At 54.1% G+C, this 24,299-nt stretch carries 18 protein-coding genes and 2 tRNA genes; 6 read left to right on the top strand and 14 right to left on the bottom strand.

The features are described from left to right. Positions 1 to 37: 37 nt before the first annotated feature. The 4 genes from MXE41_RS02205 to MXE41_RS02190 form a co-directional block, all read right to left on the bottom strand. Positions 38 to 2,185, bottom strand: a complete 2,148-nt coding sequence (locus MXE41_RS02205; RefSeq protein ID WP_247099202.1) for a hypothetical protein — start codon at positions 2,183 to 2,185, stop codon at positions 38 to 40. Between the two features lie 110 nt (positions 2,186 to 2,295). After that, positions 2,296 to 2,676: a VOC family protein gene (locus MXE41_RS02200; protein ID WP_246977503.1), complete on the bottom strand. Its 381-nt coding sequence runs from the start codon at positions 2,674 to 2,676 to the stop codon at positions 2,296 to 2,298. Between the two features lie 362 nt (positions 2,677 to 3,038). Continuing rightward, a complete protein-coding gene (locus MXE41_RS02195) occupies positions 3,039 to 4,031 on the bottom strand; it encodes a hypothetical protein (protein ID WP_247099201.1) in 993 nt (330 codons plus the stop codon). Between the two features lie 558 nt (positions 4,032 to 4,589). Continuing rightward, a tRNA-Trp gene (locus MXE41_RS02190) sits at positions 4,590 to 4,665 on the bottom strand. Positions 4,666 to 5,193: 528 nt separating this feature from the next. Between MXE41_RS02190 and pyrB the strand changes: the two genes are divergently transcribed. Both pyrB and pyrI read left to right on the top strand, forming a co-directional pair. Then, entirely contained in the window at positions 5,194 to 6,120 is a 927-nt protein-coding gene (gene pyrB / locus MXE41_RS02185) for an aspartate carbamoyltransferase (RefSeq protein WP_246977505.1), read from the top strand. A gap of 2 nt (positions 6,121 to 6,122) precedes the next feature. Then, positions 6,123 to 6,614 carry an aspartate carbamoyltransferase regulatory subunit gene (gene pyrI, locus MXE41_RS02180; RefSeq protein WP_246977506.1) on the top strand — a complete coding sequence of 164 codons (492 nt, stop codon included), beginning with the start codon at positions 6,123 to 6,125 and terminating at the stop codon, positions 6,612 to 6,614. A 137-nt stretch (positions 6,615 to 6,751) separates the two neighbouring features. Here pyrI and MXE41_RS02175 read toward each other — a convergent pair whose 3' ends face one another. From MXE41_RS02175 to MXE41_RS02165, 3 genes are all read right to left on the bottom strand, one after another. After that, positions 6,752 to 8,200, bottom strand: coding sequence for a hypothetical protein (locus tag MXE41_RS02175; protein WP_247099200.1), 1,449 nt, complete (start codon positions 8,198 to 8,200; stop codon positions 6,752 to 6,754). Positions 8,201 to 8,634: 434 nt separating this feature from the next. Then, positions 8,635 to 9,141 carry a nitroreductase family protein gene (locus MXE41_RS02170; RefSeq protein ID WP_246977508.1) on the bottom strand — a complete coding sequence of 169 codons (507 nt, stop codon included), beginning with the start codon at positions 9,139 to 9,141 and terminating at the stop codon, positions 8,635 to 8,637. Positions 9,142 to 9,382: 241 nt separating this feature from the next. Then, positions 9,383 to 11,005 carry a methyltransferase domain-containing protein gene (locus tag MXE41_RS02165; RefSeq protein WP_247099199.1) on the bottom strand — a complete coding sequence of 541 codons (1,623 nt, stop codon included), beginning with the start codon at positions 11,003 to 11,005 and terminating at the stop codon, positions 9,383 to 9,385. Between the two features lie 477 nt (positions 11,006 to 11,482). Here MXE41_RS02165 and MXE41_RS02160 point away from each other — a divergent pair, with 477 nt between their 5' ends. Beyond that, complete coding sequence (locus MXE41_RS02160; protein ID WP_247099198.1) at positions 11,483 to 12,001, top strand: hypothetical protein; 519 nt, start codon at positions 11,483 to 11,485, stop codon at positions 11,999 to 12,001. 135 nt (positions 12,002 to 12,136) lie between these two features. After that, entirely contained in the window at positions 12,137 to 12,322 is a 186-nt protein-coding gene (locus MXE41_RS02155; RefSeq protein ID WP_247099197.1) for a hypothetical protein, read from the top strand. 153 nt (positions 12,323 to 12,475) lie between these two features. On the opposite strand, the gene MXE41_RS02150 is transcribed toward MXE41_RS02155, so the two are convergent. Further along, positions 12,476 to 12,552: transfer RNA gene (locus MXE41_RS02150), tRNA-Ile, on the bottom strand. Between the two features lie 225 nt (positions 12,553 to 12,777). Beyond that, positions 12,778 to 15,780 (bottom strand): DNA primase, encoded by a 3,003-nt coding sequence (dnaG, locus tag MXE41_RS02145; RefSeq protein WP_247099196.1) that lies wholly within the window; start codon positions 15,778 to 15,780, stop codon positions 12,778 to 12,780. 707 nt (positions 15,781 to 16,487) lie between these two features. On the opposite strand from dnaG, the gene MXE41_RS02140 reads away from it, so the two are divergent. Beyond that, a complete protein-coding gene (locus tag MXE41_RS02140) occupies positions 16,488 to 17,330 on the top strand; it encodes a symmetrical bis(5'-nucleosyl)-tetraphosphatase (RefSeq protein ID WP_247099195.1) in 843 nt (280 codons plus the stop codon). Positions 17,331 to 17,474: 144 nt separating this feature from the next. Here MXE41_RS02140 and MXE41_RS02135 read toward each other — a convergent pair whose 3' ends face one another. The 4 genes from MXE41_RS02135 to rplU form a co-directional block, all read right to left on the bottom strand. Next, entirely contained in the window at positions 17,475 to 18,218 is a 744-nt protein-coding gene (locus tag MXE41_RS02135; protein ID WP_247099194.1) for a dihydrofolate reductase, read from the bottom strand. 279 nt (positions 18,219 to 18,497) lie between these two features. Then, positions 18,498 to 19,691, bottom strand: a complete 1,194-nt coding sequence (cgtA, locus tag MXE41_RS02130) for an Obg family GTPase CgtA (protein ID WP_247099193.1) — start codon at positions 19,689 to 19,691, stop codon at positions 18,498 to 18,500. 318 nt (positions 19,692 to 20,009) lie between these two features. Further along, a complete protein-coding gene (gene rpmA / locus MXE41_RS02125; protein WP_246977515.1) occupies positions 20,010 to 20,276 on the bottom strand; it encodes a 50S ribosomal protein L27 in 267 nt (88 codons plus the stop codon). Positions 20,277 to 20,288: 12 nt separating this feature from the next. Further along, positions 20,289 to 20,600, bottom strand: a complete 312-nt coding sequence (gene rplU, locus MXE41_RS02120; protein ID WP_246977516.1) for a 50S ribosomal protein L21 — start codon at positions 20,598 to 20,600, stop codon at positions 20,289 to 20,291. Positions 20,601 to 21,652: 1,052 nt separating this feature from the next. Here rplU and MXE41_RS02115 point away from each other — a divergent pair. Beyond that, on the top strand, positions 21,653 to 22,642 hold the full coding sequence (locus MXE41_RS02115) for a polyprenyl synthetase family protein (RefSeq protein WP_247099192.1): 990 nt from the start codon (positions 21,653 to 21,655) through the stop codon (positions 22,640 to 22,642). Positions 22,643 to 22,778: 136 nt separating this feature from the next. Here the strand turns inward: MXE41_RS02115 and MXE41_RS02110 are convergent, their stop codons facing one another. Further along, on the bottom strand, positions 22,779 to 24,077 hold the full coding sequence (locus tag MXE41_RS02110) for an adenylosuccinate synthase (RefSeq protein ID WP_246977518.1): 1,299 nt from the start codon (positions 24,075 to 24,077) through the stop codon (positions 22,779 to 22,781). Positions 24,078 to 24,299: the final 222 nt, after the last annotated feature.

Here is a 24,299-nt window from a genome sequence, read left to right as displayed (position 1 = left end):
AAACCAATGCCTGTATGCAGATACAGACCCTGCAGACTTACAGCTGTATGCCCTTGAGCAGCAGATTGCTGCGCAGGAACTCCCAGGTAAGCTTCCTGTCTGCTGTCATGATATGACTTATACCGTATGCAGGAGCTGGCATATGCCTTGTCAGAACAATATCGTCCGGATAGTACAGATGTCTTTCATCATACAGGGCGGTAATAAGACCCTTTGACTTGAGGAAGGACACCATATTGTTCAGATAAGGGACATCATCTGCAGCCTCATAGAACACGTGAGCGTCCTTTCTGACAAAGCGTCGGGAGCCGTCAGGCATGATGACAAAAGGATTACCCTCTGTGGTAACCAGCTGACCACCCCAGTTAAAGTTCTGATAGGCAGATGATCCTGCTGTTCTGCCACTCATGGAAGCACCATTGGCCCCTGCCATGGCAACATTTGGCAGTCCCTGAGCCTGAGGAGGCTGCATCTGTGCGGGCATCTGAGACTGCATCTGCGGCATCTGAGCCATGCCCGGCTGCGGGCTCATACCCTGACCATAAGGCATCATACCCGGCATCATGCCGGCAGCTGCAGCCTGAGGCTGCGGCTGCTGAGGCCAGCCGCCCTGCCAGCCCATGGCTGGCTGAGGCATCTGACCTGGAGGCATATAGCCGCCCGGGGCCATGGTCTGGGGCATACCTGGCTGCATCTGCATACCCGGAGCCATCATGGCAGGATTCATTGCCTGAGGCGGCATCATACCCGGCATGACAGCCTGCTGCCACATACCGGTCTGAGGATTATATACAGCCTGTGGCAGCTGTCCTGGCATGCCCCATGGGTACATGCCCGGCTGGCCCTGATACATGCCGCCCGGATACTGCTGATACTGTGGAGGCATTTGAGCCTGCTGAGGCCATGCGCCCTGCTGAGGATTCCAGTACTGCGCACCTTGCTGATTAAACTGACCCTGACCAGGCATCTGAGCTGCAGCCGGATTCATGGCAGACTGAGGCTGCATACCGGCCGCACCCTGCATACCTGAGGCTACCTGAATACCGGCAGCTCCCTGCATGCCCGCCTGTGGAGGCATGGCAGCATTAGCCTGCATGGCTGTACTGCCGGCAGCCCGGTGCATTCCACCCATAGCCTGAGGGGACTGCATGGCCTGTTGCTGAGGCATGTTCTGAGCTCCGGCCTGCGCAGGCTGCTGTCCGCTGTAATTCTGGTACTGCTGTGCCTGGCCCTGAGCCTGGTTTTGCTGCCAGCCACCAGGTGCACTGCCCTGATATCCACCCTGGCTGTGCTGTCCCCCCTGGCCCTGCAATCCCTGACTGCTGTTTTGCTGGGCACCGCGTCCAGCTGCGCCGCCACCTCTGCGGGCATTTGAGCCCTGAGCAGAAGCGCCGGCAGAGTGAGCCTGGCCATAAGGGCCACTTACAGCCTGTGCCGGAGCAGTAGCAGGAGGCTGCTGTTGCTGCTGAGGGTATGGCTGTGCCTGAGGCTGGCTGTGTGTCTGTGACTGGCGGGCATCAGGGGCGGGCGCTGCACTGTGAGGCATATTAGCCGGCGCAGCTTCAGGTGCTGCAGCAGCCTGAGCCTGAGGCTCGTGCCCTGTCCTGGCAGTACTGTCAGCCTCAGGGGCTGCCTGGGCAGACTGAGTATGAGGCGCAGCGGCAGCAGCCTGTTCAGCGGCAGCAGCCTGTGCAGCAGCCGCAGGTGCAGTCGCAGCAGGTGCAGTCGCAGCAGGAGGCTGGGCTGGTGCAGGAGCTGTGGCAGCTGGAGACTGAGGAGGACTGGTCCTGAGCTCGTAAATTTCCCTTTCGAGCTCTACTGTGGCATCGCGAGTGGCCTTGATGTCATTTTCCAGCTCATGACGCTGGCGCTCACTGTTGGAGTTTTCAGTCACCAGCATGCTCCTGATAGTCTCAAAGCCCTGAGCAATACCTGCAAGGGTGGCAGCATCAGGAGCAGCCGGCTCAGGGAGAGCAGCGCCCTGCACGGCAGTGCCCTGAGCTGCAGCCTGCTCAGGGGCGGGCGCAGCAGCACCTGCCTGCACGTCAGTACCGCCCTGAGTATTAAGCTCAGCTGCCAGAGCAGCTGCATGATCGGAATTTTCAGCAGGCAGTTCCTCTGCAGCTGGAGCAGCCGCAAAGTAAGCTGTTGGCTTTGGTTTCCATATGGTGCGGGTCTTGAGCATGGCTTTTGACTGAACTCTTATTACTGACAGTGGCACAGACAATTAAGGGGCGGGCAAGAGCCCGCCCCCGTCAGAAGGTTATCTCAGGATCTGAACCTGAGACAGAAGTATTAATACTTCTCCTTTAATACCTCAATCCAGTAGTCATCAGGATCGTGGATGAAGTACAGGCCCATCTCATGATTTTCATAGCAGATGCAGCCCATCTGACGGTGGAACTCGCGAACCTGGTCGTAATCTTCCTTGACGCGTACGCAGATGTGGCTTTCGTTATCGCCCAGCTCATATGGCTCCTGACGGTCACGCAGCCAGGTAAGCTCAATGGTAAAACCGGTCTGGCCGTCACCAAGGTATACAAGGATAAAAGAGCCGTCCTGAGCCTCCTTGCGGCGGACTTCCTTGAGGTTTAAGGCTTCCTTGTAAAAAGCGATGGAACGGTCGAGATCCAGAACATTGATGTTGAAGTGATCAAAACGTGCTGTTACCTGCATCTGCTGCCTCCTGGGGTAATGTATGCAGAAAATAGCCATAAGATGATGGCGTCAAGCCTGGTCCTTTCAGATGGGAATGGCTTATATGTATTCTATATGACTTACCCGGGCAAAACATCAAATTTTGGCCCGGCCCCTGCCCGGACAAACCCCAGGCCCAATACCTTATCCCGGACCGCCGTGAGCGCCATGGCGCCCAGCCCTCGCAGCCCTTGCCGCCTGTACGCCAGCTGTCACTGCCTGCAGCAGCGGCAGCTGCAGGGCCGTCAGGCCATGCGGCTGCAGGGCACTGCAGGGCCGTCAGGCCATGCGGCTGCAGGGCACTGCAGGGCCGTCAGGCCATGAAGCGGCCTGCTCAGCTGTCAGGACTGCAAATCAATGCAGCAGCTGTCACCGGCATTTTCAGGCAGCCAGATACGTCTTATTACGCTCTTTGCATCCTGAGCGCCAGCGAGCTTTAATGGGCGGGCGCAGTCTTCGTTACATGGACCTCTTTGCATTTCCCAGGTGGCAAAAAGCTCATTGTTCTGCAGATCACTGCAGGTAAAGTCAGGCTTTTCAATCACATGCACAGGCACAAGCAGCTGATAAGGGATGCTGTTGAAAAACTCCTGGGCACCGGCACTGATGTTGGTCTGCATGCGCGGATCAACAGGGAATAAAATGGCATCAAAGCCGGTAACACGCTGAGCAATAAAGTCAAGCTCGCTACGGAAGAACTCGTGAGCCTCTTGAACTTCCTTCTCTGAACTCTCCTCCTGCCAGTGCCAGTAGTTGAAGTCTCCGGCATGGAAAAAGTGAAAGCCGTTGTCCTTGACTGTTATGCCAAAGGATGAGCCCACATCAGTAGAGCCGTAGGCATCTACCTTCAACAGCTCATCTTCATAAGTCTCGCCTTTGGCAATGAAGTTAATGGCATCGATATGAACGCCGCAGGACTTCTTGCGTGAACGTCTGATATCGCGGGAAAAGACCAGTCTGACCTCAGGATATGAGGCATCCTCGGCACGGCGCTGCAGGGCATACTCATAAATCTTCATTACAAAAGGCAGGAAATGATCCTTGTGGAAATGAGTACACATTATGTAAAGCGGCTTGCCCGGATTGAGCAGCATGCGACCGAGTACTCCTGGGGATTTGCAGTCAGCCGGGGATACCTTCAGGCCCTCAAGATTTTCCATTTCATCACAGCACACCAGGCTGTCAGTGCCTATTGATCCAATGGCACGTGCTACGCCGCCCTTGCGACGCTCCTCAGGCTTACAGTCATAACCGTCACGGAAAAAGTCAATAACAATGTGGCAGCTGTCAGTCTCAAGCCAGAATCCGCTGTGGTAAAGATAGGTAAGTCTCATTGCCTTAAGTCTCCTCAAAAGGTCAGCAGCCTTACAAGTATAACTGTTATTAAAGCCGCCCATAAGCCTGCCCGCCGCCCGCGCCCGCCATAGACATTCTGACGGGCGCTGCCGACCGCTGCGGCCCATGCCCGGCATGTCACTGCCTGCCCTGTCATTGCCAGGCACAGCCAGACCAGTCCTGTCATTGCATGACATGACATTCCCGCACCTGGGCCAATGGCAGATGTAAAACTTATATTAAGTACTCAATGAGATCAGGGTAAGCCAGTAAGACTGTTTATTTTGATGACCTGAGTGGCGATGGAGGCAGGCGTGGGATGAGATGGCCGTTCATGCCTGCAGACAGCCTGATTGAGGGTGCGGTAAAGGGCCGAAGATTTTTTGAGGGAGCAGAAATGAAAAAAGCCCTGAAAGGGCCTGTGATGATGATGCGCTGCTCTATGGCTTTGCTTCATGAGTGCAGCTGATGTGAGCGCCAGGCATGTGGCTTGTGGGCGGCTTTTGAATTTTGCCTGGCCCAGAAATGAAAAAACCCCTTATCGGGGTGTCATCGTATGGCAGGAGCAGAAGGACTCGAACCCTCAACCGTCGGTTTTGGAGACCGCTGTTCTACCATTAGAACTATGCTCCTGCAATGGCCGCTATTATGCCCTGGTGACCTTTGGGTGTAAAGAGTTTTTTTAAAAAATATTAAGCCCTGATGGGCCCTGTTACGGGCTTTGCAGCCGGATCGGAGTCCCAGTGCCAGGCAAATCACCCTGCCCGTGACAGCAAAATGGCTTTTATAAGCGCAAAGAGCACAGCAGTCGCTTTGGCTGGAGCCTGGGATGTCCTGTGGGCGTGGCTGCCTCCTGCCGGTGGCCATTACTTCCTACTGCAGGTTGCCATTACTGCCTCCGGCCAGTTCTCATGGCGGCATCCGGCAGGTTGCCATGGCTGAGGCAGTTCAAGAGCCCTGGTACGGTTATGAATGCCGGAGCCATACTGCATGGGCGCTGGCCCGGGGAGGTCACGGGCACTCATTTATTTTTGTTGTAGCTAATATAAGTGCCTTTCCTTTCTGTATAATGAGATTTTCAGGAACAGCGCATAAAGATGTTCTTGAGAACCCACCTTGCCTGTTTCCTAACTGTTTATCGTCAACAGTAGGGAACCTATCATGACCAATCCCCTCTTTCAAAAAGATATCATCTCTATCTCAGAGTTTACCCGAGATCACATTGAGCTGGTTTTACAGACTGCCCGTTCTTTAAAGACCAATCCACGTGATGATCTGCTCAAGGGCAAGCTCGTCGGTGTTACTTTCTTTGAGGGTTCTACAAGAACTCGTCTTTCCTTTGAAACAGCCATTCACCGCCTGGGCGGCCAGGTAATCGGCTTTGCTGATGCCTCCAATACCTCCCTTGGCAAGAAGGGCGAGACCCTGTCCGACTCCATCCGCATCATCACTTCCTACACTGATGCTCTGGTAATGCGTCATCACAGGGAAGGTGCTGCCCGCCTGGCTGCCGACCTTTCCCCTGTCCCTGTAATCAATGCCGGTGACGGTGCCAACCAGCACCCATCCCAGACCCTGCTCGATCTCTTCACTATCTACGAGACCCAGGGCCGCGTTGATGAAATCAAGATTGCTTTCGTAGGTGATCTCAAGTACGGCCGTACCGTTCACTCTCTGGCAGAAGCCCTGTGCATGTACAACAATGTACACATCTACATGGTCTCACCTGAGTCCCTGGCCATGCCTGATTACATCATCAAGCACCTCAACCGTCACAACGTGAAGTTCTCAGTACATGAGACCATCGAGGAAGTCATCCCTGAGGTCGACATCCTCTACATGACCCGTGTACAGAAAGAGCGTTTTGATGAGACCGAGTACCAGAACCTGCGTTCCAAGTACATTCTGTGCAAGGACATGCTCGCAGAGGCCAAAAGCAATATGAAGATTCTGCACCCTCTGCCACGTATCGACGAAATCACCCTTGATGTGGACGAGACTCCTCATGCTTACTTCTTCCAGCAGGCCCGTAACGGTGTCTATGCCCGCCAGGCTCTCCTGGCTTTAGTCTTAAACAAGGAGATTTAAAAATGAGCGAGACCACTAACGACAAGTTATTAGTTGAGGCTATTGCTAACGGTACCGTCATCGATCACATTGCTCCTGGTCAGGCAATGAACATCCTGAGACTGTTCAACTTCCTCGGCAAGCACAACCACATCACCGTCGGTTTCAACCTGCGCTCCAGCGACATGGGCTATAAGGACATCATCAAGATTTCCGATGTCACCTTCTCCCCGTCTGAGACTGAGCAGCTGGCCATTCTGGCTCCTGATGCCACTGTAAACTCCATCCAGGACTTCAAGGTTGTAGACAAGTACAATCTGCGTCTGCCATCTGAGATCAAGGGTGCATTCAACTGCCCTAACTCCAACTGCATTACCCATGTGGAAAAGGGCGCTACCCCACGCTTCCGTATTTTCAAGGACGAGGGCAAGGTCATGATGCGCTGCCACTACTGTGAGCGCGTATTTGCCCGCAAGGTAGTATTAAGCCACAACGATCTGGCCAACATCAAATAATATGGCGCCCCAGGCGCCCACACTCCCGCCCGGAGGGCGGACCAGAAAAAGAGCTGCACCTGTGAAGGTACAGCTCTTTTTTCATGCCACCTGCAAATAAGAACCGTCGCCTGCGAACATGGCGACGGTCTGCATTTTTACCAGAGACTCATAAGGCTGGATGCAAAAGCTGGATAAGCGTCATTACCTCCGTCATCATTCCTGCCTGTGACACGACATGGGATATCATTGAGACCAAAAGTCTCCATAATGCTTAAGGTTTCCTGAGAGGCCGGCTTAATCTCGATACCACAAACAAGAGTATCTACCTTAAGTCCATCAGCGGCTGTAAGTACGTTATCTAATGAGCTGAAGTCTTTGATGCACTCCACTCCCTTTTGTCGGGCCCTGTACATAGTGTTACTCAACACAATGCGGGCAACCGTTGCCATCCAGATATGCTCAAGCATTGTGTTCATTTCTTCATTGTTCTCAGCACTGTTGGCGCCGCTTTCCAGGACTCCCATGGCCAGCTGCTTACAGCTGTATACCGCACCTTTTGTCAGATGCGAAATCTGAACATCAATACGGCCAGCCTCAGAATTATCAGTTGCAAGTGAGTTTTCCTCAACAACCACAGAGAAAGTCCCATCCTGGCTGTTTAATCTGGCCCTGTTCCTGTGGTAATCATGAAAAGCCTGCTGAGCATGGCTGATAAAATCCTTATTTATCAGGTTTTCAGCACGTTTCATTGTCAAGGTGCTGTATCCGCCGAGCCCAGGAAAGTAGTTATTCCTGTAAAACTCCTCAAGGCCCTGACAGGAAAGATCGCGTGTCAATGCCATGTAAACGGCTCTGGCAAGCACCCTGCAAGTCACCTTTTTAAGCTGCCTGTCTTTAAGAGCGTGAGCTTTCTTAAGTCCCTCGGTAACGCAGTAAGTTATGCCGGATTCATGCATGGCATGAAGCATAAGCAGCACACTGCCAAATTTCAGATAGCGGCCTGTAATCTCATCCGGAGAGCGGTCAACAACCGGAGCGCAGATTCTTGCACACTGCGCATTCTCATGCAGTTGAAGTAAGTACAGCAAACTGGCTGATTCAGAGCTAACCGCCATATCATCTTCAGCAGACGGACTAATGCCAGCTCCACTGCCAGTATCGCTGACAGTACTTCCTGATACCCTCTGCCCGGCCCTGCCCGTGCCCTTTGATCTGTCACGGCTGCCTGCACTGCGGCCCACACTGCCGCCTGCATTGCAGCCAACATCGGTTCCTGCGCTGGCACTGGCCACTGCCCCGTCCCTGAGACTGTCGACCTCTCCTGCAGAGAGCTGTCCTACAGGCCTGAACTCAAACTGTGCCTTTCCTACCCTGGTAACAATGTAGTCACGTAAAGAAGGGTAGTCCTCATAAAACTTCTCGTTAAACTCAACCAGGCCAAGACCATCAGGAGAATGGATTCTTCCAATGGTGACGCGCTTGGCCGGCTTTGATCTTCCCGGGACATGCTCTCCTTTTTCATTGATATGTGCCGGTACCCACTCATTAACATAAGTGCAGAGAAAATAGCCTTTTCTTGCGTTGGCAAGCAAGGTCCTTGGCATGTCAGGATGACTGGTCAGTACTGTTACCCCGTCAGCATTTTTTCGTTGAGTGGCCAAATCACTCTCAGCTCCGGCTCCCTGACTATGTGTATCACGCCCGCTGTCTGAATGGGCATTTTTTACATGATTATTGATCAAACCCTCGTGATTTAAGGCGCCAATAGATGTATCACCTGTTGGTCCAGAAATGTCCTGCCGGCATGTCAGATCCTGATGCTCACTTGCCTCTGAGGTCTGCCTGTAACTGCCTGTATAAAGGGGTTCTTTGCCTGATCCTGGTGTTTTAGATTTACTCATTTCAATACGCCTGAAAAAAGTGATACTTATCACTCATTATATACGAGATACATCTATCTTTCAGGCGTTATGAGTGCCCTTTGTGGTTTTGCAACCAGCTAACATGCAAAGGGAGGGAAAGAATGAGGCAGCCGGGATTATGGCATCAGACTGTAGAGCTTGTCCGGAGACTGACGCAGATAGTGATTGTCATTAGGCCCCATCTGGGCATGACCGAGCACCAGAGCAATGTATGGCATATGGTATTCAGGCAGACCAAGTATTCTTTTAATCTGCTCGGGGTCAAATGAAGCGATAAAACATGAACCAAGGTTGAGCTCAGTGGCCTTAAGAGCCATCTGACTCATGGCAAGGCCAATATCGAAACTGCTGAACACAGCTCCGTCACTCTCACGCTGCCAGCCATAATCCTCAGTATCAATACAGCCCAGGATCATATTGGGCGCACCGTACCATTTGCGGCACTCGTCAAGACGCGCCATGGACTCAGGTCCTACAGCATAGAAAAAATAAGGCTGGGCATTACAGGCTGATGGAGCAAGACGGCCTGCCTGCAAAAGCTGATCAATGGTCTCCTTTTCCAGTGCAGTGGGAGCAAATTTGCGACAGGAATAACGTGAGGATAAAAGGTCATTAAAGTTCATGCCATGGCTCTCCCGGAACAAGGAATGATGCGTCCTGTCCCCCTGCGGGCCAGGACAAGTGATCTCATCATAACCAATCTTCCTGGAAAATATCTTGACCGCTCTCACCTTACTGGATTCATACGTGAAATTAACCAGACTGCCCCCAGACAGCCGCCCCGCCTGCAGCTTCAGGTCCAGACAAGGCCAGGCCCCATGCCGCCAGGATACCAGGCAGCCGGGCCGGCAGGCCTGGCTGCGATCAGCCCTTTTTGGTCAGCAGGCACAGGGTCTCTACATGGGTGGTATCAGGGAACATGTCAAAGCCCTGCACTGACTGCAAGGTAAAGCCTGACTTGAGCAGCACCGGCAGATCTCTTTTCATGGCAGTAAGCGAGCAGAAAATCAGACTCAGAGCGCATGGTCCCGGTATCTTTCCTGTCTGACGGGCACAGTTTTCACCAAGGCCGGCACGGGCCGGGTCAGCAATCACTGCCCGTACCCTGGAGCGGCTGTCGCGGGTCAGCAGTCCTGGCAGAGCTTTGTTGATGTCGGCAGCAATAAAGTGAGCATTGTCCACCCCGTTGAGCTTTGCATTTTCCTGTGCAGCCTCGATGGCACTTTCAACTATCTCCACTCCCAGCACATTTTTGAAATGACGGCTCAGCGCCAGCGTCATGGTGCCCACACCACAGCACAGATCAAGAGCCAGCTCATCCTCGCCGTGGTCAGCGCCCGCACCGGAGGCTGCGGCGCCGGATGCGGCGCCAGCGGCGTCTACGGAGGCGGCCTGAGCAGCGCCCGCACCGGCCCGCTGCACGCAATGCTCTACAGCACGTCCGTACAGGGCCTCAGCCATTTCATAATTGACCTGCATAAAGGTCTGAGGACCAATCTGATAGCTGATGCCATTGAGCTCCTTTACCAGCAAAGGCTTACCGCAAAGCAGCTCCACCTGTCTGCAGAACAGAGCATTGCCCTGACTGTCATTGATCCCCAGATATAAAGAGCCCACCTCATCATGCTGCCCGGCCCACTGCCTGAGCGCGTTGCGGGTATTCTCATCGGGACTGGCTGACACAATGAGCAGCACCATGACCTGATCCTGGGCCATGCGAAGCTGCAGCGCCCTCACGGCAGCCTGCGCAGCGGCCGGTGCAACTGCTGGTGCAGCAGCCGGTGCAGATGCGCATGAGGATCCGGCAGCTGCGGCTGGTGCTGCAGGGGCAGTGGCCTGCCATGCCCTCATGCCACAGCTGTTGAGCACCTGGGTCAGTGAGGTGGCCAGAGGACCAAAGCAGGCAGGCTCCTGAGGACAGGAGTCAATGACAATGAGCTCATGGGAACGGGCACGGTAAAAGCCCTGCTCAAGGGCTCCGCTGCGTTCATTGCAGGCAAAATAGCGAATCGATTTGTAGCGGCAGGTGCCCGAATTTCCTGAGACCACAGGCTGCACCAGCTCATGGGCACGACCTTGCAAATCACTGTCAGTAAAGTCAGAACTGAGTCCGGCACCGGCCATGCCCTTTGCTGAGCGTGCATCCTGTGGTCCTGCGGCAGCCTTAAGGGCGCTGGTCAGAGCCTGAGTGATAAGCTCTTTTCTGTGCTCAAGCTGAGCCTTTGTACTCATATGCTTGAGCTGACAGCCACCGCAGGCTGGAAAGTATGAGCATGATGGAACAACACGCTGTTCAGACGGTCTGACTATTCCTGTTATGGTTCCCGGGCAGCGGCGAGAGCCACGGGCAAAAGGCTCGCCCACCTCCACCTCGACCTCCTCACCTGGCAGGGCAAGAGGAATATAGATCTCAAGGCCATCCTCAAAGGCTATACCCTCACCCTTGTCTGAAAGACTGCTGACAGTTACCTTTTTTAAAGTACTCATATTGTTCTCCGACTAAGGTGAGTCTTGCTCTGACCTGATATGCGTTAACAGACACAGCACTATTATCTGCGTGCAAAAGGCCATAAAAATCAAAATATTTGCCGTAGCTTTACTGTAAGCCCTGGAATATTCCAGGTTTTCGGTGCTAATCTTTGAATTTAGGGTTACGAACTGCATAAGCATGCAGTATGAGGGCTGTACCGCACAGGTACACGCTCTGTTATCATAGTTAACATATTACCAGGACAGCCTGTCTGCCCATGGCAGCAAGGTCCTGATGCCGCACCGCTGAGCATTGTCCCTGAGGCGCACGCCACTTATGGCCAGCCCCTGATACATGCACGGGTAAGACGGCACTTTATAACAGCGCTGCACATGCAACTGTACCTGTTTTGCCCCACGCACTTGCCCTCTTGCAAAGCGCAGATCCCATTGGGGGCCTGATATTCAGCGCTGTATTTATTTTGTGGAGACGTTATGCTCAAGTTCATTAAAAGCAAAGGTATTATCGCCAGCTCTGTCATGGCCACCGTTGTTTCAGCTTCTCTGATTACCACCGGCTGCTCAAATCCTACCAGCACCGCCGGCACCGTATCTTACTTTACTGAAGGTGTTATTACTGACATTGAGCACATCACCCTCGACCTTAACCACTACGACACCACCAAGAGCGCTGCAGCCGGCGCCATGGCCGGTGCCATTGCAGGCCAGGTAATCGGCCGCAACACCACAGGCACTCTTATTGGTGCCGGTATCGGCGCTCTTGCTTCTGGAGCCGGTGCCATTCTCATGGACAGAACCTCAGATGGTGCCCGTCTGACCGTCAACACCAATCAGGGCCTTATTTTAGTTGATCAGCCATTCTCCTGCCATTTCCAGAAAGGCGCCAAGATTCGCCTGATTAACCAGAGAAACAACACCGTTCAGGTCCAGGTTCTGGTAAACGGCAGCTACGTAACTGCAGAAAAGAACTCTCCTAAGGACTGCTCTCTGTAAGATACTGACCTGACTGCCCTGCGCATATCAGGCATACAGCCCTCTGAGCCTCAATGACTCAGAGGGCTTTTTCATGCCTGCAGCTCAGGGTCTATGGCAGGCGCGTAAGAGCGCCCGCCCCTGAGCACAGGCGGAATGGCAAGACGTCTGAGCGCCTGCACTCAGTGCGCATGGGGCATGGCAAGACATCAGAGCGCCAGCACTCAGTGCGCATGGGGCATGGCAAGACGTCTGAGCGCCGGCACTCAGTGTGCATGGGGCATGGCAAGACGTCTGAGCGCCGGCACTCAGTGTGCATGGGGCATGGCTGAGCGCGTCTGAGCGTCTGAGCTCAGTGCACAACAGGCACGATGAAGCGACGCACGCCGGTTACAGATACACCAGGGGAACGGTAATGAAAACTTGTAATCAGGGGAAATAAGAAACTCAGAGGCTGAGTTAAAGGAGGGATATACCTGAGGGTATGAAAGATGATGGTGGCCCATTCCCGGATCGAACGGGAGACCCAGCGATTATGAGTCGCTTGCTCTAACCAACTGAGCTAATGGGCCGCGCGCTGCATTATACAACGAAAGAATGCTAAGGTAAACAGGCTGAAAAAGCCCTGATACCTGCAGGTGCGACCATAGAGGCACCAGGCCTTAAGGCTGCCCGGGCAGCTGCCGTTGCCTGTGCCTTAAGTCCGTGAAGATAGCGGACGGGCACAGGCCGGGCACCTCAGCCATGGCTGGACCCAGGCTGCAGCCTCAGCTGCTGCCGCCTCAGCTGCGGCAGACTCAGCTGCCGCCAAAATTACGATTTACAATTTTAGCCAGAGCCTTGACCTCGTCCATGTCCTCTTTGGACATAAAGCGGCCCTTTGAGGAATTGAGGTATTCAAAGCGCTCACGGAAAGGCTTTTGCAGCATTTCAAAAACAGTACGGCCAAAGTACTCGCGCTTTTCGCTTATCGGAGGCTCCTGCCCGTCCTCACGCTGAGGCAGCAGCGGACAGTCAAAAAGCAGGTCTATTACCTCCTGCCTGTCGGTATCACGGTAGTTTTCAATAAGCGAGGCGCATGAGACCGTAGGATTCTGCCTGATGGTATGCAGCAGCTCCTCCAGAAGAGGACAGTCATCGATTCTGAGCTCACGGGCATACTCAAGCATGCGGTCGAGCTGATACTCCTCATAGAGACTGGCCACCACTGTAGGGTACTGCAGAATAAAGCTCATTACCCTGTAACATGGAGCTCCCAGCTCACTGATATCAAACTCGCGGCCGATAATGCTCCTGAAGCCTGATCGTCCCATTCCTGATGATCCTCCTGCACCGGCTCCTGCCGCTCCTCCTGCTCTGTCATGTCCATTGCCAGTGCCATCAGGACCATTGCCAAAATCGACTGGGCCACCTGGGGCGCCCGGACCACCTGGACCATAGTCCATATCGTAATCCATACCCGCGCCGTCATAATCAGGGCCCGGGCCAGGGCCTGGTCCATAATCCATATCACCAGGGCCAGACATATTGTCTCCCGGACCAAAGCCACCTTCGTAATACTCACCTGTGTAGCCGTCAGGGGCATTAATACGTCCCGAAGCTGCAGCTGGCATACCATCAGGACCAAGCTGCATATAACCGGCAGCCGGAGTGCTCTGCTTAAGAGCCACCATCTGGGCAGTGGCACTGGCTGTTATCTCCTGCTGGCTGACCGGACGGCCCTGAACGCCAGACTGCTGAGAGTAAAAGACCTCACGGCCCCATGGGCCTGTGCTGATCTGATGCTGATCAGGTCCCTGATGGGCAGCCGCTACCTGCATGCCCATGCCCGGCATAAAAGGCCGGCCGGCCGGATCAGTGCTTACTCCCATGCTCTGGGCCTGGGCATAGCTTTGCGGCACAGCAGGACCAGGCATCATAAAAGGACCTGGCCCCTGACCCTGGGCCCCTGGCATGCCCGCAGTCATGCCCGCTGGCATACCATAAGGCACTGCCTGGTTCATGGCAGGTGGCATCATGCCGCTGGCGGCACTCTGACCGGCCCCCTGAGCCTGGCTCTTACCTGAATTTTGAGCACGCTGGCGGCTTTGCCACTGTGAACCTTCCTGCTCCCAGTTGTGGCGGGACTGACTGTTATTGCGACGGCCGTATCCACCATTACGGTCCTTAAAACCGCCCTGGCCGCTGCCCTGACTGCCACTCTGAGCTCCGCCATAACCATTGCCCGAAGAACCGCGTCGGCCATAGCCGCCCCTGCCCTCAGATGACCAGCTGCCCTCATCACTTTGCAGTCCGTCATCACTGAAGCCGCCGGTGCGCCCCTGGCCCGCCTGGCCGCCGTGGCTGCTGTTAGCGCTCTGGCTGCCATAGCCACCATGACCTGCATAGCTTCTGCGGTTATCGCGGCTGTAGCGACGGCCGGAGTTCTGGTCGCGGGACGGATAATTGTCCATACCCATAAATTCGGCGGCCGGAGTAATGGACTCGTCGTTGAGCATTTCCTTGAGAGTGCTTTCATCAGCCCCCACATAGGAGGACAGCACCTGAAGAGTCACCATTCTCATGCTGAAGCTCTTCATGGCCTTGATGATGGACAGCACGCTGGAGAGGAAACGTACTCTCTGATTGGGATCGCTGATGTCGTAGACCTTGGACTCGTGAAGAATAATGCTCTCGGAGTAGGAAACGGCCATCTTGATCTCGCGCTCAAAGGCTTCCTTGCCCTCAGAGCGCACCAGAGTATCCGGGTCATGGCCTGCCGGCATGTTGATAAAGCTGACTTCCTTGTCAGATTTCTCCAGCACGGGGGTAACTGCCTGCAGCGCACGCCAGGTTGCTTTCTTGCCAGCCTCGTCGCCATCAAAGCAGCAGATTACCTTTCCTGTGTAGCGAAAAAGAGTTTTGAGGTGATCGGCTGTAATGGCAGTGCCCAAAGTGGCGACAATATTGTTAAAGCCGGCCTGACGCAGGGCAATGGCATCCATATAGCCCTCAACCACTACTACCTTTTCAGGACGGTTGCGGGTAGCCTGCAAAGTCTCATAAAGACCAAAGAGCTCTTTGCGCTTTTTGAAGATTTTGGTTTCAGGAGAGTTGAGATATTTAGGGCCGAAGTCATTGGCAAACACTCGTCCGCCAAAGGCAATAATACGGCCTTTGATATCAAAGATAGGAAACATGACGCGGCCACGGAAGAATGACTTGCAGACATGACGTCCATCATCCTCCACGCGGTCTACCTGAATGCCCAGCTCCACCAGTTCACGGTACTCGGAGGGGTCACGGGCAATTTCTCTGGCCACATAATCCCAGCTGTCAGGGGCAAAACCAAGGCGCGCCCGGGTAATAAGTTCAGGGCTTAAGGCACGCTGCTCAGTAAAGTACTTCATGGCCTCAGGATTTCTGTTGAGGGCATCAGTAAAGTAGGCTGCCACTCTGTCCATGAGCTCATAGGCCTTTTTGTTGGCCTTTTCGCTGTCAAACTGACGGCCACTGCCCTCCTCATACTCAACCTCAAGACCGGCAAAACGGCTGAGCTCCTCAACAGCATCAACAAAGCCAATGTTCTTGTACTTCATTACGAAGTCAATGGCATTGCCCCACTCATTACAGCCATAGCAGGTAAAGGTCTGCCTGCGGGGATTGACATGAAATGACGGTGTCTTTTCGTTATGGAAAGGACAGCAGCAGGTATAGTCAGCACCGCTCTTCTTCAGGTTAATGAACTGGTTAACCAGCTTGACCAGGTCAATATGGGGAATCAGTCTGTTCTTGATGTAGTCTTTCTTGATAATGGGCATAACTATCTTCCTGAAAAACAACTGACTGTCACTAAAACCGCCGCCTCACTGCCGCAGCTGCATCTCTGCAGCAGCCAGCTCAGGCAGCCCCAGCACGCAGCCGGCTGGCGCTGTCCTGTGCTTGCCTGGCCATTGGCCAGGCTGCGCGTTTGCAATGACCAGGCTGTGCATGGACTGTGGCCAGGCTGCGCGTTTGCAATGACCTGGCTGCGCGTGAGCAAAAGGCGAATCCTGTTACGGTCAGGCACAGGCATCAGCTCATGCTGATACTCTGGTCCTGCCTCAGATATTGAGCTGATCTTATGGCCACGTCTGACTGAGGTATCTGTAGTCACAGAGCGGCGCCCGCAGCTGCTTATCTGATTTATATCTGATTGTGCACCACAGTAAAGGGACATGTGCTGCACCGGGGCGCAAATTGTAACCCTGCCTGATGATTCCCTGCACAGACCCAGTGACCCATCTGGCGCTGGTCCCTGTAGTGGAATGGTCAGTGTGAACCGTGCCGGGGAGTTTCAGCTGTATGATTTTATGTATCTTAACCTGATTGCGGGGCCTGATTGAACGGGCTCTGACATGCCAGGACACATCATGTTATTATTGACGCAAGCCGCCGCCGTGTATGTACAGACATAAGGAATGCAATACATAATTTTGCGGCTGCGATTGAACATCCACTGGACCATTATTTTTTGTCTGGAGTAGCTATGGCCACTTACTGCGTAGGCGATATTCATGGCTGTCATGCGGAGTTTTTACGCCTGCTTGAGCTTATCAGATTTGATGAGAATCAGGATGATTTAATCCTTACCGGTGACCTCATCGGTCGTGGCCCCCTGCCTGTAGAAACCATGCAGGAGATTTTCCGTCTGGGCCCAAAGGTAAAAAGTGTGCTGGGCAATCATGATCTGAATTTCCTTGCCGTCCACTATGGCATATCCAAAGCTCGTCCCAAGGATAATCTGGAAGTCATTTTAAACTCACGTCACCGTGAGGAAATTGTCGACTTCTACCTCAAATGCAATCTCATGCAGTTCCATGAGTCCAAGCCCCTGGTAGTATCTCATGCCGGTATCTACCCTATGTGGGACATTAAGGCGGCCCGCCGTGAAGCCAAGGAAATTGGCCGCGTGCTGCGCGATCCCCAGCGCCGTCTCATCATGCTGCGCAATATGTATGGCGATGAGCCAAAAGTATGGAGTGCCACTTTAAGCGGCCTGCCACGCTGGCGCTTTGCTCTCAGTGCCTTTACCCGCATGCGACTTCTGGGCAAGGACTGGTCGCTTGACTACAAAAACAGCGCCGTCGACCCTCAGGAGGTAGCCTCCCAGGGCATGACTCCATGGTTCCGCCTCACCCCTGAGATGACCTACAAAAAGAAGAACTACAAGCTGGTCTTTGGTCACTGGGCTGCCCTCAATGGCCGCTGCGACGAACCATCGATAAGAGCCCTTGATACCGGATGCGTCTGGGGTGACCGGCTGACCGCCTGGCGTTTTGATGACGACCAGTTCTTCTCGGTAAAGTCAGCAGGCTACGCCTCTATCTGATGGAGCGCGCCGACAGCCCCGACGCTCTGTCCATCTTTGCCCTCTCCAGAAACAGCAAAGGCCGCATCAGCGGCCTTTGTTGTCTGTGCGCCACGCCGCCTCTGCAGCAGGCTGCGCCAGCTGCTGCGGCAGCGGCAGCAGCTGTCAGCTGACGCGCTCGTAGGTCAGGTGCTTGTAGGCAAGTCCGGTGTGGATATTCCTGACCTCACGGACATTGTCGTTTTCATCGACTATGGACTCTTCTTCGTCAAAGTCAGTGATTTCCTGAGCAAAGCCCTTTGGCTGCTCAGCCTCGCAGAAATACCAGCTGCGGGTACCATGCATGAAAGGACGCTGCTCTTCGAGCACAAAGTAGCCGTACTCAATGAGCTCAGGGAAGAAGGTATCAGCACATGGGAATGAGGCCCTGATCTCGGTAATGATGATGCGATCGGCAAAACTCAGACCTTCTCTGAAGATGCGTGAGCCGCCAATTAAAAATACCTGATCGTACTCTGCAGCCTCTACCTGACAGCCCTCAGTATCCATTTCCTTATTGCGCTTTACCGCAAGGTCACGGTCACGGGCCATATCAAGGGCCTCAGGCAGACTGGTGGCTACCTCGATATCGTCGCGCTGAGCCAGAGCCTCACTGGAGGTAATGACAATATTGCGGCGGGCCGGCAGCGGACGGCCAATGGACTCAAAGGTTTTACGGCCCATGATGACGCAGCTGCGTGAGGTTACGGCCTTGAAGTGCCTGAGATCATCAGGCAGATACCATGGCATGGTGCCTCGCTCGCCAATGGCACGATCCTCACCCATGGCAACAATCATGGAAAGAGTGCACTGACGTGCCGGAGTCAGTTGATAAATCACCGGTAGCGGGGCTGCATTTTCTTCAGTCACTTTGTAGATGCTCTCTGCTTGTTCAGGGCCGTCAGGCCTGCAGGCTGGATGGTGCCCTGAAAGGCCTGCGACAGGCGGCTTTTCAGGGCCGTCAGGCCTGCGCCAGGCGGCTGCTCATGAGCCTGTGGCTTATGAGCAAAGAAAACAGGTGCTAAACACCTTGAGATGGTTAGCGCCTGAATATGACGCTCATCGCCTGAGGCAGGACAGCGTCTGACCAGGCCGGGATGTACCGGCCTGGCGCGCACGTCCTGACTTTGGTGATGTGGGCGCGGAAAACTATTTCTGGTAGACGATCTCTACACCTGAGTCTTCATCATCAAAGAAGTCGAAATCATCATCACCGTCAATGGTGGCGCCGTTGACCGGATCCTTGATGTTCTTTTCACCCTCGGTCCAGACGAAGTCGTCAGCATTGTTGCTCTCACCGGACTGCGCGGCTTCAAGCTCAGCCTTCTTGACGCTGTCTACCAGCTCCTGCAGGGCAAAGGTAAGCTCATTGACACGCTGCTTTTGCAGAGCTGAGATGATAAAGGTACGCTCTGGACGGGTCTGCAGGGAGGAGGCAATCTTCTCAGCCAGCTCCAGGGCCTCCTGCTCACCGCCCTCAAGCAGATCTACCTTGTTGATCACCAGCCAGCGTGGCTTTTCGTACAGATCGTGGGCGTATTCCTGAAGCTCCTTTTCGATAACGCGGGCATTTTCTACAGGATCGGACTCATCTACCGGCATGGCATCGACCAGATGCAGCAGCACACGACAGCGCTCAAGGTGACGCAGGAAGCGGTGACCAAGACCGGCGCCCTGAGCAGCACCCTCGATAAGACCAGGTACGTCTGCAATAACAAAGCTCTCGCCATCACCGGTCTTTACCACACCAAGGTTTGGTACCAGGGTGGTAAAAGGATAGTCAGCTACCTTAGGGCGGGCAGCCGATACTGAGCGGATAAAGGTGGACTTGCCGGCATTTGGCAGACCAAGCAGGCCTACGTCGGCTACCAGCAGCAGCTCGAGTTCCAGAATGCGGCGCTCGCCAGGAGTACCATTGGTCTTCTGACGCGGAGCACGGTTGGTGGAGCTCTTGAAGTGGGTATTACCAAAACCGTGGCGGCCGCCCTTGGCCACACGCAGGATTTCACCTTCCTTGCGCAGGTCACCAAGGACCTCACCTGTTTCCTTGTCGGTAATACGGGTACCTACAGGAACCTTGAGCATGATGTCGGCACCACGGGCACCGGTACAGTCAGAGGACATACCGTTCTGACCGCGCTCAGCCTTGTAGAACTTGGTGAACTTGTAATCAACCAGGGTGTTGAGATTGGTATCGGCAATCATAAAGACATTGCCGCCGTCACCGCCGTCACCACCATCAGGACCGCCCTTTGGGATGTACTTTTCACGGCGGAAGCTGACTACGCCATTGCCACCATCGCCAGCTTCCACGCGAATTGTAGCCTCATCAACGAACTTCATAATACCCTCGACGAAAGTTGGTTATGCAGGTTGAACCTGAATCTGGTGGCCTGTCAGGCCACGACTGTGGTAATGGGCTGTCACTGCCCTGTCATCAGTGCCCGGAGCCGCAGCGCTGCCTCAGCGGCGCTCTGCCTGCGGCGCGCTGCGTGTGGCCGCTGCCTGCTGCAGCACTGGACCCTTGGGCCTGGGGCCCCTTGGGCACAGCTGTGCTGTTCATGACTGGTCCCTGATACGCAAAAGGCCCGCGCCACCAACGGTGATGCAGGCCTTTTATCAGTTTCCGCCTGAAGTTATTTCAGGCCGATCACCTGAAAACTAAGCAGCGTCTTCAGCGATGATCTGAACGTACTTGCGACCCTTAGGACCACGAGTTACGAAAGAAACCTTACCAGTCTTCTTGGCAAATAAGGTGTCGTCCTTGCCGATACCTACGTTTGCACCTGGGTGGAAGTGAGTGCCACGCTGACGGACAATGATGCTGCCTGCGGTAACTAACTCACCAGCATAACGCTTAACGCCAAGACGTTGGGCCTGAGAATCGCGACCGTTACGTACGGAACCACCGGCTTTCTTGTGTGCCATTGATTCTTACTCCTAACCGGTAATACCGGTAATCTCTAATTCGGTGAACCACTGACGGTGGCCAGTGACTTTCTGGTGATGCTTACGACGACGGAACTTGACGATCTTAATCTTAGGACCGGCTACCTCGCCCTTTACAGTGGCGGTAACCTTGGCACCGTCGATGTAAGGGGTACCAACCTTAACGTTGGTGCCGTCAGAAATTAAGAGAACCTTGTCTAACTCAACAGTGCTGCCAGCCTCTTGATTGAGAAGATCAACGCAAAGGGTTTCACCCTCAGAGACCTTGTGCTGCTTGCCACCGCAAAAAATAACTGCGTACATGCTCAAACTCCGTTTGAACGCAGGAGTTTGTGCTCCCGCTCAAATCAATTCATCAATCGCTGACAAAACACATCCAGGCGTAAAGCTGATGGATGGCAAACCAGGACGAAACACTCTTTTATATCAGGTACCGGGGCCCTGCCCCGTAATACTCAAATGAGGCTTAACGCCGGTCTTTCGATGATTTAGATACTTACCGCCTGCTGCTAGTAAGGCCCGGTGCCCGTGGCATGAGGCTTGTGAAATCATCTAGCTTTTCGACCAGGAGCTTGACTCGCAGGGACTGTAAAAGCTTTGTCAGGTCAAATAATAATGAGCGCATATTCTACACACTCAGTGCTTTGAAAGTCAATTGAATCAACTTTCAAAACCGCAAAATTATAACATACAAACGACGTCCTTGCTATGCCACTGCGTCAAACTTTCTGCAAAAACTCCCAGACCCTGCAGCCACCGGCCCGAGCCTCTGTCAGGCCTGACTCCGCTCCCAGTGCCGCCGGCTGTCAGGACCATGTCTGGAGCGGGTCAAAGCCGTGTATGTACCGGTTCATGAGAGAACCCGGGCCGTGACAGGTCCATGCCAGGTGGCACAAATCGATAAGATTTTGCTGCAGCTGCCAGGCACTCAGTGGGAGGCACGGCAGGCACACAGGGCACAGGTGGCGCGCCGGTGCGGTCTGCCATGCAGCCGTAGACAGTTCGCCCAGGACAGGCATACGCCTGACCGCCTGCAAGGCGCGCACTGCCCCGGGCGCGTGTCAATCGTATCAGAGCAAATAATGCTAAAATATCTGGACTTTGCCCCTGATTCAGGGCCACAACTGTACGTTGATCCCCTCAGGCCTACCTCCCTGGAGTACTGCGGCACAGCTGCGCCAGATTCCACTGGCAGGCAGCTTAACTGCAGGAGTGCAGACAGACTTACAGACGCCATGGCGCCGGGAAAGCGCTGCTGCAGATGTTGCCAGGTTCTGCCCCGGGATCACTGATTAATATGGAAAATGGAGATGGCTGCGATCTGAACGCGCCATAGACCCTTAAAGGATTGTTGTATGGCCGCACCTACAAAGGCCGGGTCCATTGTTATGGACTGTCCTGGACTTGATCGTGTTGAAGAATTACTCAAAGCCACTTATACCGACCATGTGCTTGAGACTCAGGTAAATGCCATGTGCCAGTATGTTATCAGCGCCGGAGGCAAACGCATCCGCCCACGCATTACCATGCTGACAGCCTATGGCCTGCCTCACTTCAATGAAGAGCTGCACCTTGACAAGGTATGCCACATAGCCGCATCCATCGAAATGCTGCATGCTGCCACCCTGGTCCATGATGATGTTATCGACAAGGCCCCAATGCGCCGTGGTCAGCCTACCCTCAATGAAACCGAGGGCAACCACGCAGCCGTACTGGCCGGTGACTACATGTTCACCCGCTGCTTCAACCTGCTGGAAAAGGCTCATGATTTCGACACCATCATTGCGCTTAACCATACCTTAAGCCAGCTTGTTGTAGGCGAGCTTTACCAGCTTGAGCATGAAGGAGATCTCAATCTGGATCTGGACACCTACTACCGCACCATTTACGCCAAGACCGGCGTGCTCTTTGAGCTGGCAGCCATTGAACCTGCTATCTTCATCAAGGAAGACAATAACCTCATTGAGCCACTGCGCGAATATGGCCGTCAGCTGGGCATTGCTTTCCAGATTAAGGATGACATGCTCGACTACAGCGCCGATGCCCAGGCTCTGGGCAAGGATCCGGGCACTGACCTTGCCGATCAGCGTATTACCCTGCCAGTACTGCTGGCCATGAAGAATATCGAACAGTCCCGCCGTCAGCAGCTGCTTGAGGATATCCAGAACGTCAATATCGATGCCGTAAAGAAAGCCATTGATGAGACCGGTGCCCTGGATCTTTGCGAGCAGGAGGCCATCAAAGCCTCAGAGCGCGCCATTGAGTGCCTCAATGTGCTCCCGGATAGCCAATATCGCGAAGGTCTGGCTGAAATCAGCCGCATGTCCGTAAATCGCGCCAAATAAGAACTTTCAGGGCTTCAGGCCCGACAGCAAAAAAGGCGGTACCCCAAAAGGGTACCGCCTTTTTTGTGCCTGCCGACCTCTCAGCTCAGGCCAGAAGGCCTGAGCGTTGAAGCTGCTATGGATGGCAGTGGCCTTATCAGGCCATTGGATTTCTGACCATGATGGTCTGAGCGCGCTCTGGACCGGTGGAGATGATGTCTACAGGGATACCGGCCAGCTCTTCGAGGCGGCGGATATACTTCTGAGCATTCTCAGGCAGGTCCTCAAAGCGGGTAACGCCTACAGTGGACTCGCTCCAGCCTGGGTGAGTCTCAAAAACAGGAGTTACACGATCATACTCGTAGGCAGCCATTGGAGGCAGCTGGCATACAGTACCGTCAGCAAGCTTGTAGCCGGTGCAGATCTTAAGCTCGCTCATGCCATCGAGCACGTCGATCTTCATCAGGGCCAGGCCGCTTAAGGAGTTGATGGCAACAGCACGGCGCATGGCAACAGCATCGTACCAGCCTACACGGCGTGGACGGCCGGTAACAGCACCAAACTCAGCGCCACGGGAGCGGATACCCTCACCGATATCGTCAAAGAGCTCGGTTGGGAATGGACCGCCACCTACACGGGTAGTGTAGGCCTTGCATATACCCAGTACATAGTCGATGTAGCGAGGTCCGGAACCTGAACCGGTGCAGCAGCCGCCGGCAACGGTGTTGGAGGAGGTTACATAAGGATAGGTACCGTAGTCGATATCAAGGAAGGTACCCTGAGCACCCTCATACAGAACCTTCTTGCCAGTTTCGCGGGCATCGGTAAGGATAGCCGAAACGTCAGCTACCATGGCCAGGATACGGTCACGAACGGACTCGATCTGAGCAAGAACCTCATCATAGGAGACTTCTTCGGCACCAAGGTAGTTCTTGAGAATGAAGTTGCGGTACTCAAGCAGACGGGCCAGCTTGTCCTTGAAGACTTCCATGTCGTAGAGGTCGCCGATACGTACACCACGGCGGGCTACCTTATCCTCATAGCATGGGCCGATACCACGGCAGGTGGTGCCGATAGCATTCTTGCCGCGCTTTAACTCGGAGGCCTTGTCGATAGCTACGTGAACAGGCAGGAGCAGAGAGGAACCGGCAGAAATCTTGATGCGCTGCTCGGCATCAGCAATACCGGAGGCCTTGAGCTCCTCAATCTCGCCAAAGAGAGCCTCAGGGGAGACGACCACGCCTGAACCAATCAAGCACAGGCTGGAGGAGTGTAAAATTCCGGAAGGAACAAGACGGACGACAATTTTTTTGTCGCCTACTACCAGGGTATGACCGGCATTGTTGCCACCCTGGCTTCTGACTACGATGTCAGCATTGACAGTCAGCAGATCAGCAATCTTACCCTTACCCTCATCACCCCACTGGGTGCCAAGTACTACAACATTGTTAGGCATGTCATTTTTCTCGGTGTCACTAAGAAAATGGTTAATTTTCTTAATAAAAGCGGCAATCTCTAAGCCTCTGTGGCCCTGTCAGGACTTTATTGAGCCCTGAGCCCAGTGGCTCATCAAATATGTATTTGCCCGGCGCAAACGCTCTGATCTTAGCCTATTTCAGCGGTTTTGTCAGTGAAACAGTCCCGGCTCAGAAGCCGTTTGCAGCGAACACAAAAAAAG

The organism is Anaerobiospirillum sp. NML120449 (assembly GCF_023051105.1).
Taxonomy (GTDB): domain Bacteria; phylum Pseudomonadota; class Gammaproteobacteria; order Enterobacterales; family Succinivibrionaceae; genus Anaerobiospirillum.
The sequence above is the reverse complement of the archived record's forward strand: the minus strand, read 5'-3'. Positions and strand labels throughout refer to the sequence as shown.